The sequence below is a fragment of the Sneathia vaginalis genome (assembly GCF_000973085.1).
Lineage (GTDB): Bacteria > Fusobacteriota > Fusobacteriia > Fusobacteriales > Leptotrichiaceae > Sneathia > Sneathia vaginalis.
In genome coordinates this window covers 1,179,337-1,192,361 of record NZ_CP011280.1, presented here as the reverse complement: position 1 = coordinate 1,192,361, position 13,025 = coordinate 1,179,337, and the positions used below count along the sequence as shown (strand labels likewise).

Below are 13,025 nucleotides of genomic sequence, written 5' to 3'. Positions count from 1 at the left end.
AGAGAGGGAGATATGAAAAAAATATTTTGTCTCTTCTTCATGATGTCTGTAGCACTTTTAGCAGCAGACAATAGGATAAAAATAAATGAGGATAAGAATCCTAATGTTGCAGAATCAAAGTTTAATATAAACACAAAAAATGATAATATACTATTGGAAGCTGTTTACAAAAAAGAATTAGAAGAGGGAGTTTCTGACTTAAAATCATATTTTAAAAATGGTAATTCAATAGGACTTAATATAACATACTTTTTGGGTGAGGGAAATAATAAGCAAAATACTCAAGATAGGATATCTATAATCAATTTCTCAAATAAGCCCATTAGTAGAAAAAGTAATATTAATTATGAATTGAAAAGCAGCAGTGAACAAATAAAAAGAACAGTTAATGCTATAAACGAAACTATAAACATAGGAAATGTAAAAGTTAAAGCAGGAAATAGTGATAAAAATAAGTCAAAAAGTAATACAGTAATACCTATTTTAAATAGTTATGGTGTTATGTTACAAAAAAAATATGGTAAATTAGACAAGAATAAATTGTTGGTACAAGAAAATTCTGTTAAAACATACAAGATTGTTATAACTTTCAATGGAGGAAAATAAAGATGGAAGATAGATTTACAGATTTATCAGAACATATAGAAGATAATAGTATAAACAATCTTAGACCAAAAACTTTTGATGACTATATAGGTCAAGAAAAATTAAAAGAAGCTATGAAACTATACATCAAAGCTGCGAAATTAAGAAATGAACCTATAGATCATATACTTCTATACGGACCACCAGGATTAGGGAAAACATCGCTTGCATATGTAGTAGCTAATGAAATGAATAGGAATATTAAAATAACATCAGGGCCTGTTTTAGAAAAATCAGGAGATCTTGCTTCAATATTAACTTCATTAGAAGATGGCGATATTTTATTTATAGATGAAATACATAGATTAAATACTAGTGTAGAAGAAATACTTTATCCTGCAATGGAGGATGGTGAAATAGATATACTAATAGGTAAGGGACATGGTGCTAAAAGTATACGTATAGACTTACCTAAATTTACTTTAATTGGAGCAACTACCAATGCAGGTAAATTATCTAAACCATTACGTGATAGATTTGGAGTTTCACATAGAATGGAATTCTATACTACGGATGAATTATCTAGAATAATTAAAAGAGGTGCAAATATACTAGGAATACCTTATGAAGATGATGCTATAGATATTATGGCAAAAAGAAGTAGAGGTACTCCTAGACTTGCCAATAGAATATTAAAAAGAGCAAGAGATTATGCTATGATTAAAGGTAATGGCGTCATAGATGAAAAGTCAGTTATAGGGATATTAGATATGCTAGAAATAGATGAATATGGACTAGATGCTATGGATAGAAGAATATTAATTAAAATAATAGAAAACTATAACGGAGGACCTGTTGGACTAGAAACTTTGTCACTTCTTTTAGGTGAAGATAAAAGAACAGTAGAAGAAGTGTATGAGCCATATTTAGTAAAAAATGGCCTTATAAAACGAACACACAGAGGACGTGTTGTAACTGAAAAAGCATATAATCATTTGGGAATAAAGGTGGATGAATGCTAAGTATAGTCGTAGATAAAAAAGATGTTAATGTTGATTATGTTAGTATAACAAATGAAAAAGACATACGTCATATGGTTAATGTATATAGACTAAAAGTAGGTGATAATATCCGTGTTACAGATGGAACTTATCAGTACTTATGTAGTCTTTTGAAAATATCAAAAAAAGAAGTTTTAGCTAAGATAGAAAATAAAGAAGAGGATATATATAATTTAAGTATAAATATAGATGTCGCAGTTGGCCTTATAAAAAACGATAAGATGAACCTATTAATACAAAAATTAACAGAAATAGGAGTTAGAGGTATAATACCTCTAAAGACTGAAAGAGTCGTAGTAAAACTAGATACAAAAAAGGATAAATGGGAAGATATAGTTACAGAATCAATGAAACAATGTCGTGCAATAAGAAGAACAGAAATATTAGATATCATGAGGTTAAATGATATTGATTTTTCATTGTATGATAAAGTAATATATCTTTATGAAAATTCTTGTGAGAGTATAAAGATAAATGAAGCGGTAACAAAACAAGATAAAAATGTTTTGTGTATAATTGGTCCAGAAGGTGGATTTACGCAACATGAATGCAGTAAATTGACTGAAAAAGGAGCAATTGAGATTAGCTTAGGTAATAGAATATTAAGAGCAGAAACAGCAGCAATAGTGGTGTCTGCAGTTTTAGCTCATATTTATGGATATTAAAAAAGGAGTATTATGAAAAAGTTTTTGTTAATATTATCATTAATTAGTATATTTTCATGTGGAATAAAAGAAGATACAAATAAAGGGAATAGATTAGTTCTAGTTGGAAATAGTTATTATGTGTACTATGATGATGAAGTAATTGAAATACCTAGTGGTACATATTTAACTAAAGATACTAAGGTTGATGACTATTTCTTCAGTTTTATGGGTAAGCAAATAAAGGACGAAAAGAAACTTTTAGTAGATTTAACAAAGTATTTCCCACATGGTATAACTGATATACAAAGAGGTTCTAAACCTAGTAATTATACAGAATTACCTACATACAAAGTAAATGGTAAGACTATGGTTGATAGTGTAAAACTTGCTGATTTATTAGCTGGTCAAGATGGTGAAGGACTAATTAATAGTGAATTAAGTACGGATATAATAGACGTTAAAAATGGTGATGAAGTAGATCCTAATGTTTCTCTAGAAGGTAAAAAAGTAGAAATATTAAATGCAAATGGTATACCAGGATTTGCAAAAGAATTAGGTGATGCTTTGGTTAATAACTTGAAGATGCAATATAATGCTGAAAACTATGGAAAACCTTCTAATTTCACATATATTGTAAACCATAAGTTGACAGATCAAGAATTATCTAAGCTTATTAACAGCTTAAACTTTAAATATATTAAAGTTTTAGATGATCCTAATTTAAAACCAGATAGTGATGTAGTACTAATAACTGGAAATGATGAAAAAGTTAATTACCCTATTAATATACTTACAAAAAATGGAAGTACAGAACTACAAAATATGCTAGAAGGGTATAAGGTAGTAGTTAAAAAAGATGAAAATGTTACAGATGGTGTTGTAATTAAATACAACAAGGAAGATATATTAATAGCTAAAAAGCTACAAAGCATATTAAATGATGCTAAGCTAGAAGAAGATAATAGTATAAAGCAAGGTCTAATAATACAAAGTTCAAGATAGGAGAAAAATGTTAGATATAGAAATAAGAATAAAGAATATTGTAGATGCTATTGAAAGCAAAAAAGGTGAAGATATTAAAGTTTATTCTGTAATAAATAAGACACCGTTTTATGATTATTCAATAATATGTACAGGTAGTTCAAAAAGAAATGTAGATGCAATAGTAGATGCTGTTAAAGATACAATGGATAGTATTAATTCAATTGAAGGACAAGCAGATAGTGACTGGGTTTTAATTGATGGGAAAGATATTTTAGTAAATGTATTTACTAAGGATGCAAGAGATTACTATGAACTAGATAAATTTTATGGAGAAATTTAGATAATGAAAGCAAGAAGGGTAATGGACACCGAAGGTGAAGGGAAAAGAATAACATATTTTCTTTTCATAGTTGGGTGTATATTTCTTTTATTAATTTTAAGATTATTCTATCTTCAAATTTTAAATGGGGATATGTATAGAGAAAAAGCTATGAAAAATAGTTTGAGAGAAAATGTAATAAAGGCTGCAAGAGGTAAAATTTATGACGTTAATGGTCAAATTTTAGCAGATAATGTTACAGGGTATAAGATAATACATCTTCAAACAAAGACTATGAGCTTGGAAGAAAAGAACATATTATTACAAATGAATGGTAATAATAAAAGTATGTATAATACACTAAGCAGTAAGAAAAAAGCAAAATTAGATGAGATGTTTTTTGATATTTCATATATTTCAAAGATATCTAATTCTAGTTTTGATGAAATATTAGAAACTTTCTATAAGACACCTACTATGGGGTTTGATAAGGTTATAACCGTTGTAGAAGATATACCTCAAGACATTGCATTAAAAGAAGTAGAAAAATTACCAAATGATAGAATAGATATAGTTGAGTATAATAAAAGAAATTACCCTAAAGGGAAACTTGCCTCACACATATTAGGTTACGTTAAGCTAATATCAGCAGAAGAGTATAAGGTTTTAAAAAATGCTGGATATTTAGTTGATGATTTAATAGGTAAAAAAGGTATAGAAAAACAATATGATAAGCAACTTAAAGGGACAGATGGTCAAGAATTTGTTGAAGTAGATGTTAAGGGTAATATTATTAAAAAGTTGGATGAAACTAATGCTATTGGTGGAGATAATGTATATTTATCAATAGATTTAGACTTACAACAATATATGACAGATATATTTAGTTCAAATCCTGGGGCCTTTATTGCTATGGATATAAAAACAGGTAAGATAATTACCTTTGTTAGTTCACCAGAAATAGATGCAAATTTACTAAGTTCTAAGATGAATAAAGACGATTGGAACAATTTAGTTAATTCAAAGGCTACACCACTAGTTAATAAAGGAATAGCAGGGCTATACCCACCAGGGTCAACATTTAAAGCTGTTACAGGTTTATCAATATTAAATTCAGGTATAAGTCCACAAGAAGGTGTAAACTCAACAGGGACATTTACTTATGGTAAAGTAACTTTTAGAGATGCACACCAATATGGACATGGATATACTAATTTCTATAAGTCAATAGAACAATCTGTAAATACGTATTACTATAACTTCATAATGAAAATACCAAGAGATAATTTCTTTAGAATAGCTAGAGAATTTGGTATAGGTCAAAGAACAGGAATAGATATTTCTGGAGAACAAGAAGGAGTACTTCCAACACCAGAATGGAAGAAGAAGAGATACAAGAAGAAATCACAACAAGTATGGCTACCAGGAGATATGATTAATATGTCTATAGGACAAGGATATATATTACTAACACCTATGCAAGTATTAATGATATATCAAACAATAGCAAATAATGGGGTTATGTTGTATCCAACACTTGTAGATAGATTTGTTGATTCAAGTGGTAATACAAGAAATAATAAGACAAGAATAAAGAGAAAATTAGATATAAGTATGAACTCAATAAAGCAAATGCAAGAAGCATTAAAGTTGCCAGTTTCTTCACCAAGTGGTACAGCTAAGATATTAAGACTACCATATGTTAAAGTAAGTGCAAAAACAGGGACAGCACAAAATAGTGGAGGAGCAAATCACTCATGGATAGCAGGATATTTCCCATCTGATAATCCACAAATAGCATTTGTCTGTTTAGTTGAAAACGGAGGATACGGTGGAGTTGCTGCTGGGCAAAAAGCAAGAGCATTTATTGAAAAATTCTATAAGAAAGGAGAAGAAACAGATAATGGAAGAAAATAAAGTTAAAATGTCAAAAAAATTAAAAGAAATAACTTCTATGCCTACCATAAAAAAGAGAGTATTTAGAACTAGAAAAAAACGTCCATTGGATGATGAAAAGATAGAAAAAACATATATAATACCATTAGGTGGTTTAGAAGAAGTTGGTAAGAATATGACGGCATTTATGTATAAGGATGAAATGATAATAGTAGATGCAGGTTTATCTTTCCCATCAGATGAACATTTAGGAATAGATTTAATAATACCTAATATTTCGTATTTGGAAGCTAATGTCAGTAAGATAAAAGCCCTATTAATCACACATGGTCATGAAGATCACATAGGTGCAATACCCTTCTTATACCAAAAATTAGGTAATCAAATAGATATGTATGGAACAAAGTTGTCACTAGCATTAGCTAAGGCAAAGTTTGAAAAAAAAGAAATAAAAAAACCAAAGACACACACAGTTGTTCCAAGAAAAGTTATAAAATTATCAAAATATTTTACAGCTGAATTTATAAGTATAACACACAGTATAGCAGATGCTTGTGCAATATGTATTAGAACACCAGGAGCTACAATAGTTCATACTGGAGATTTTAAAATAGATTTATCACCAGTAAAGGGTGATGGCTTCGATTTTGCAGGGCTTGCAAAATTAGGTGAAGAAGGTGTTGATATGTTATTATCTGATAGTACTAACTCATTGGTACCAGGATATACACCATCAGAAAAATCAGTAGGTAAGAATATTGCAGAAGAAGTTTCAAAAGCAAAAGGGAGAGTAATATTAGCAGCATTTGCATCACACGTACACAGAATACAACAGATAATAAATGTAGCAGCACAATTTGATAGAAAAATAGCTATAGATGGAAGAAGTATGCTAAAGATATTCGATATTTGTGAAAAATTAGGATATTTAGATGTGCCAAAGGGAATTATGATAGATATCACACAGGCTGAAAAAATGCCTGAAGATAAGGTCATGGTAATTTGTACAGGCACTCAAGGAGAACCACTAGCAGCATTATCAAGAATTGCAAATGGCACACATAAGTATATTACATTAAGAGAAACAGACACTGTAATTATTTCATCAACACCTATACCAGGTAATGAAAAAGCTACTAGTAGAAATGTAAATCAACTTCTAAAAAAACAAGCCGATGTTGTGTTTGAAAGATCAGTTGGTGTGCATGTATCAGGACACGCAAGTCAAGAAGAACAAAAATTAATGTTGAATTTAATTAAGCCAACTTTCTTTATGCCAGTACATGGAGAATACAGTATGTTAAAAAAACATAAAGAATCTGCTATAATGACAGGTGTTAAACCTGAAAATGTAATTTTAGCTGAAAATGGATTTAAAATAGCACTAACACATGATAGTTGTAAGGTAGAAGACAAAGTACCAGCAGGCTTAACATTAATTGATGGATCAAGAATTAGTGATATAGGTAATAGTGTTTTAAAAGATAGACAAAGTATGGCAGATGATGGAATATTTGTTGCAAATATACCTTTATATAAGACAGGTAAGTTTGGCTACAATATTGAAATAGTAACTAAAGGCTTTGTTTATGTTAAAGATGCAGAACAATTATTAAGTGATGCAAAAGAAATGATAAGACTAGAATTAAAGAATATAGAAGGAAAGAATTTGTCTGATAAAACAAAGATGAGACAAATACTAAGAAAGAAAATATCAGATTATCTATACAAGAAAACAGATAGATCACCAATGGTATTACCAATAATTCTTGAAGTATAATAGGAGGGTAAAAGAACCTATGGGTATAAAATATATGGACGCTAAAAGACTACGTAGAGTCTTAATTGGTGGGGCAAAATGGATAAAAAGACATGAGAAATATCTTAATGAATTAAATGTTTATCCAGTCCCTGATGGCGACACAGGAACGAATATGTCTATGACAGTTCAGAATATGATAGATGAAATTATGGAAAATACTACTGATAAAACAGATATGAAAACTTTATCAGATGTAGTTGAAGATGCTGTTTTAATAGGTGCAAGAGGAAATTCTGGAACTATATTATCACAAATAATAACAGGATTTTTAAGTAGTGTTAGAGACAAAAAAAGGTTAAGTCCTAGCGATGTAGCAGATGCATTAATTGCAGCAAAAGAGTTAGCGTATAAAGTAGTTGATACACCAGTTGAGGGTACTATGCTAACAGTTATTAGAATGGTTTCTGAAAAGGCAAATGAAGTAAGAAATGTTGAAACTTTTAATGAGTTTATAGACGCAATAGTAGAAATTGCTAATGAAGCTGTTGAGTTAACTCCAGAGTTACTACCTAAATTAAAAGAAGCAGGAGTTGTAGATTCAGGAGGTAAGGGATTATTCTATTTCTTTGTAGGTATGTGCAAAATACTAACAGAGCTAGAGCTACTAACTAAAGCATCAGTTGTTGAAAGTGACTATGACAAAACTATACTTAATATAAATCACAATCAAGAAGAAATTAAATATAAGTTTTGTACAGAGTTTATCATTCAAATAAAGGAAGACTTTGATAGAGAACAGTTAAAATCTGAACTACTAGAATTAGGAGATTCAGCTGTATTTGCAGCATCAAGTAAGAGATTTAAGGTTCATATACATACCAATACACCATTAATTGTAATAGATAAGGCAATACAAAATGGAGAATTAGAAAAAGTTAAAATAGAAAATATGAAAGTACAAAATGAAAATGTACTAAAGGATGAAAAAGGACTTGCAAAAATATTTGTTAATAAGAAGAAGTTCTTAAGAAAAGATGCGTATGTAATCCTAGCTGATACACTAGCATTGAAAGATAAGTTCCTAGAATTAGGAGCAGATGTTGTAATATTAGGTGGACAAGGTCAAAATCCTAGTGTTAATGACATAGTAAATGCAGTTAGTAAGGTAGAAGGATATAGCAATGTATATGTATTACCAAATAACAAGAATGTAATAGCAGCAGCAAATCTTGCTATGGAAAAAATTAGTACACCACTAATTGTAATTCCAACTAAGACTATGCTAGAAGGTATGTTCTATTTGAAATATCCGAAAATAACAATAGAAGAAAAGGATAAATTAAATAGCATTAATAGTTCTATTGAAATTACAAGAGCTGTAAGAGAAACAGTTGTAGATGGAATGGAAATAAAGGTGGATGATTATTTAGTATTAGTTAATACTAAGATAATGTTTGTAACTAAGACACTAGAAGAAGCTATAGATAAGATAATATCTAATTTAGTTACAGAATATACACTAAATATTACTGTTGTTGAAGGTAATACAATATATCAAAATATACGTGATAAGTTCAATAAATTAAATTCAAAATTAGTTGAAAATGTTAAGTTTATTGAAGGTAAGCAAGAAAATTATGATTACTATATTTACATAGATAATAAGCCAAAAAATCAACCAGATGTTGCAATAATTACAGATTCAGCATCTGAATTAAGCCCACATGAAGTTATAGGTAAAGGTATTACAATATTATCAACTAGAATGGATTGTGATGGAGTTGAATATAGGGACGAAGAAAATATTACAAAACAAGAATTCTGGGATATATTAGTTAATCAAGATAAGCAATTTAGAACAGCTCAACCTTCACCTAAGGATATAGTAAATACATATACAGAAATATTTAATAGAGGGTATAAGAAAATATTAGTTATACCATTGTCAAGTAAATTATCTGGTACTCAAAATGTACTTAAATTAGCAAGGGAAATGATAAAAAAAGAAGACAGTATTGTCATATACGACTCTAAAGCTATTTCAGTACAATTAGGATACATGGTACAAGAAGCAGCTAAGTTAATAGGAAATGGAAGAAGTATAGACTATACTATAAATTATCTTGATAAATTAAGAGATAATATGAAATTATACATAGTTGTTGATAGCTTAAAATACCTATACCTAGGAGGAAGAATTTCTAAGGCAGCACAAACAATAGGGGACTTATTAAATATGAAGCCTATACTATCAATAGCCAATGGTTCTTTATATGTAGAAAAGAAGGTTTTAGGTGGAGAAAATAGTATAACTAGATATCTAGAAAAAGCAATAAATGAAAGAATTAGAAAACATAGCATATATCTATTATCAGGAGCAGGTGGAACTTCTAGTCAAGTAGAACAAGCTAGCAAGTTAACATCTATCTTCAAACAAAATAGAAAGGTTACGGTTATTAGTCCAATGAAAGAAATAGGTGCAACTGTTGGTACACATGCAGGGCCTGTTTATGGAATACTAATTATACCTAAATTACTATAATGAAATCATTTAGACTAGATAGAAGTACACACAGAATGAAAATATCTGAATATTTACGAGAAATTCAAAATTATTCATCAAGAAGTTTGAGAAGAGTACTTGTATATTTGGATAATAAGCAAGTAAGGTTAACTAAAAAATTACCATCAAGTGGGACATTAAAAGTTGTTGAAAAAGAAAAAGAGACAAATATTAAGCCTATACAAATGGAATTAGATATAGTCTATGAAGATCAAGATTTATTGATAATAAATAAGCCATATGGACTTGTAACACATCCTACTCTAAAAAAGGTTGATGTAACTTTAGCTAATGGAGTGGTTTACTATTTAAACACTGTTCCAAGGTTCTATAATAGACTTGATATGGATACAACAGGATTGATAATAGTAGCTAAAAATAGCTATACACAGTCTTTTTTACAAAATTATGGTAATGTTAGAAAAAAATATTTAGCTATTGTAGAAGGTAAGTTAGAAAAGGAAACTATAATAGAAAAGAATATATATAGACCTGAAAATGAGATAAAAAGAATAATTGATGAAAAAGGTCAGTATGCAAAGACCAAGGTTAGACCAATAGAATATAACGAAAAAAGAGATATATCTTTGGTAGAGTGTGAACTATTTACGGGTAGAACGCATCAAATAAGGGTACACTTATCACATATAGGCCATCCTATACTAGGAGATAAGTTGTACAGTGATAAAGAAAATAACGATGTCAAAAGGCAGATGTTACATTCATATAGCTTAGAATTTATACACCCAAGAACAAAAGAAAAAATGGACATAACAATAGAAGCGTATGATGATATGAAAAAAATATTAAAAAAATATTCAAAAAATGATTAAAAAATGCTATAATGTATTCGTTAAAAAGATAACATAGTTTTTAAAATTTAAGGAGGTATATATTATGTCAGTAAAAGTGGCAATTAATGGATTTGGTAGAATAGGACGTCTTGCATTAAGACTTATGATTAACGATCCAGAATTTGACGTAGTTGCAGTAAACGATTTAACAGATCCTGCAATGTTAGCACACTTATTTAAATACGATTCATCACAAGGGAAATTTAATGGTGAAATTAAAGTAGAAGAAGGAGCATTTGTTGTTAATGGTAAAACAATTAAATCATTCTCTAATGCAAATCCTGAAGAATTACCTTGGGGAGAATTAGGTGTAGACGTAGTATTAGAATGTACTGGATTCTTTGTTAAGAAAGAAAAAGCAGAAGCTCACATAAAAGCAGGAGCAAAGAAAGTTGTAATTTCTGCTCCAGCAAAAGGAGACGGTGTTAAAACTGTAGTATATAACGTAAACCACGAAATCTTAGATGGTTCTGAAACTGTTATATCAGGTGCTTCATGTACAACTAACTGTTTAGCTCCAATGGCTAACGTATTAGAAAAAGTATTTGGTATTGAATGTGGATCAATGACAACTATACACGCATACACAGGAGACCAAAACACATTAGATGCACCACACAGAAAGGGAGACTTCAGACGTGCAAGAGCAGCAGCTGTAAATATTGTTCCTAATACAACAGGTGCAGCAAAAGCTATTAAATTAGTTATCCCTTCATTAGCAGGAAAATTAGATGGTGCTGCACAAAGAGTACCAGTTCCTACAGGATCATTAACAGAATTAGTAACAGTTTTAAAGAAAAAAGTTACAGTTGAAGAAGTTAATGAAGCTATGAAGAAAGCTGCAACAGAATCATTTGGTTACAATGAAGAACCAATCGTATCTTCAGATATAGTTGGAAGCCACTTTGGATCAATATTTGATGCAACTCAAACAAAAGTTATTGAAGCAGGAGATCATCAATTAGTTAAAACTGTTGCATGGTATGATAATGAAATGTCATATACAGCTCAATTAATAAGAACATTAAAATATTTTGTTGAATTATCAAAATAAGCTTTAATAAAATAAAAATTATTGAAGGCTTCTAGCATTATGTTATGCCAGAAGCCTTATTTTGGAGGAAATCATGAAAAAGAAAACTGTTGAAGATTTACAAGTTTTAGGTAAAAAAGTTTTAGTAAGAGTAGATTTTAATGTACCTATTAAAGAAGGTGTAATTAAGGATGATAATAGAATAAAAGCAGCATTACCTACATTAAAATATCTTTTAAGTAAAGGAGCTAAAGTTATTGCATTCTCACACTTAGGACGTATAAAAGAAGAAGCAGATAAGAAGAGTAAGACATTATTACCTGTTTCAAAAAGATTAGCAGAACTTTTAGGACAAGAAGTTAAATTCGTTCCACAAACAAGAGGTAAAGAATTAGAAGATGCAATTTCAAACTTAAAAAATGGTGAAATCTTAATGTTTGAAAACACAAGATTTGAAGATTTAGATGGTAAGGCTGAATCAAAGAACAATCCTGAATTAGGTAAATACTGGGCAAGTTTAGGAGATATGTTCGTAAATGATGCATTTGGTACAGCACATAGAGCACATGCTTCAAATGTTGGAATTTCTGAAAACTTAAAAGGAAATACAGCTGTTGGATACCTAATGGAAAAGGAAATAAAGTTCTTAGGTGGTGCAGTTGATAATCCTAAAAAACCTTATGTTGCAATTTTAGGTGGAGCTAAAGTTTCTGACAAGATTGCAGTTATAGAAAACTTAATTGAAAAAGCTGATAAAATACTAATAGGTGGTGGAATGATGTTTACATTCCTAAAAGCTAAGGGATTAAATACAGGTAAATCACTATTAGAAGAAGATAAACTAGACTTAGCTAAAGAAATTTTAGCTAAAGCTGAAGCAAAAGGTGTTAAGTTAGTATTACCTATCGATACAGTTGTTGCAAAAGAATTTAATAATGATGCACCTCATAAGACAGTATCAGTAGAAGATATAGCTTCTGATGATATGGGATTAGATATAGGGGAAAAGACTGTAGAATTATTCAAGAAAGAATTAGAAGGTGCAAAGACAGTTGTATGGAATGGACCTATGGGAGTATTTGAAATGAGTAACTATGCTAAGGGAACAATAGGTGTTTGTGAAGCTATAGCTAACTTAAAAGATGCAATTACAATTATAGGTGGTGGAGATTCAGCAGCAGCTGCAATCCAATTAGGATACAGCGACAAGTTCTCACACATTTCAACAGGTGGTGGAGCATCATTAGAATACTTAGAAGGAAAAGTATTACCAGGATTAGCAGCAATAGACAACAAGTCTTGTGGATGTAGCTGTGAATAA

At 29.9% G+C, this 13,025-nt stretch carries 11 protein-coding genes; all 11 read left to right on the top strand.

From position 1 onward, the window contains the following. Nucleotides 1-12 precede the first annotated feature (12 nt). Entirely contained in the window at nt 13-606 is a 594-nt protein-coding gene (locus tag VC03_RS05840; RefSeq protein ID WP_144406240.1) for a hypothetical protein, read from the top strand. A gap of 2 nt (nt 607-608) precedes the next feature. Then, the gene (gene ruvB / locus VC03_RS05835; RefSeq protein WP_046329096.1) at nt 609-1,607 is read left to right on the top strand and encodes a Holliday junction branch migration DNA helicase RuvB; all 999 of its coding nucleotides are present in this window, start codon (nt 609-611) and stop codon (nt 1,605-1,607) included. After that, nucleotides 1,601-2,311 (top strand): RsmE family RNA methyltransferase, encoded by a 711-nt coding sequence (locus tag VC03_RS05830; protein WP_046329095.1) that lies wholly within the window; start codon nt 1,601-1,603, stop codon nt 2,309-2,311. Before ruvB ends, VC03_RS05830 begins: the two co-directional genes overlap by 7 nt. Nucleotides 2,312-2,323: 12 nt before the next feature. Continuing rightward, complete coding sequence (locus VC03_RS05825) at nt 2,324-3,295, top strand: LytR C-terminal domain-containing protein (protein ID WP_046329094.1); 972 nt, start codon at nt 2,324-2,326, stop codon at nt 3,293-3,295. A 7-nt stretch (nt 3,296-3,302) separates the two neighbouring features. Next, entirely contained in the window at nt 3,303-3,617 is a 315-nt protein-coding gene (gene rsfS / locus VC03_RS05820; protein WP_046329093.1) for a ribosome silencing factor, read from the top strand. Nucleotides 3,618-3,620: 3 nt separating this feature from the next. Next, nucleotides 3,621-5,513 (top strand): penicillin-binding protein 2, encoded by a 1,893-nt coding sequence (gene mrdA / locus VC03_RS05815; RefSeq protein WP_046329092.1) that lies wholly within the window; start codon nt 3,621-3,623, stop codon nt 5,511-5,513. Beyond that, nucleotides 5,500-7,272, top strand: coding sequence for a ribonuclease J (locus tag VC03_RS05810; RefSeq protein WP_084710378.1), 1,773 nt, complete (start codon nt 5,500-5,502; stop codon nt 7,270-7,272). Before mrdA ends, VC03_RS05810 begins: the two co-directional genes overlap by 14 nt. A gap of 19 nt (nt 7,273-7,291) precedes the next feature. Next, a complete protein-coding gene (locus tag VC03_RS05805; RefSeq protein ID WP_046329090.1) occupies nt 7,292-9,796 on the top strand; it encodes a DegV family protein in 2,505 nt (834 codons plus the stop codon). After that, the gene (locus VC03_RS05800) at nt 9,796-10,650 is read left to right on the top strand and encodes an RluA family pseudouridine synthase (RefSeq protein WP_046329089.1); all 855 of its coding nucleotides are present in this window, start codon (nt 9,796-9,798) and stop codon (nt 10,648-10,650) included. Before VC03_RS05805 ends, VC03_RS05800 begins: the two co-directional genes overlap by 1 nt. A gap of 64 nt (nt 10,651-10,714) precedes the next feature. After that, a complete protein-coding gene (gene gap, locus VC03_RS05795; RefSeq protein ID WP_046329088.1) occupies nt 10,715-11,725 on the top strand; it encodes a type I glyceraldehyde-3-phosphate dehydrogenase in 1,011 nt (336 codons plus the stop codon). 73 nt (nt 11,726-11,798) lie between these two features. After that, nucleotides 11,799-13,025 (top strand): phosphoglycerate kinase, encoded by a 1,227-nt coding sequence (locus VC03_RS05790; protein WP_046329087.1) that lies wholly within the window; start codon nt 11,799-11,801, stop codon nt 13,023-13,025.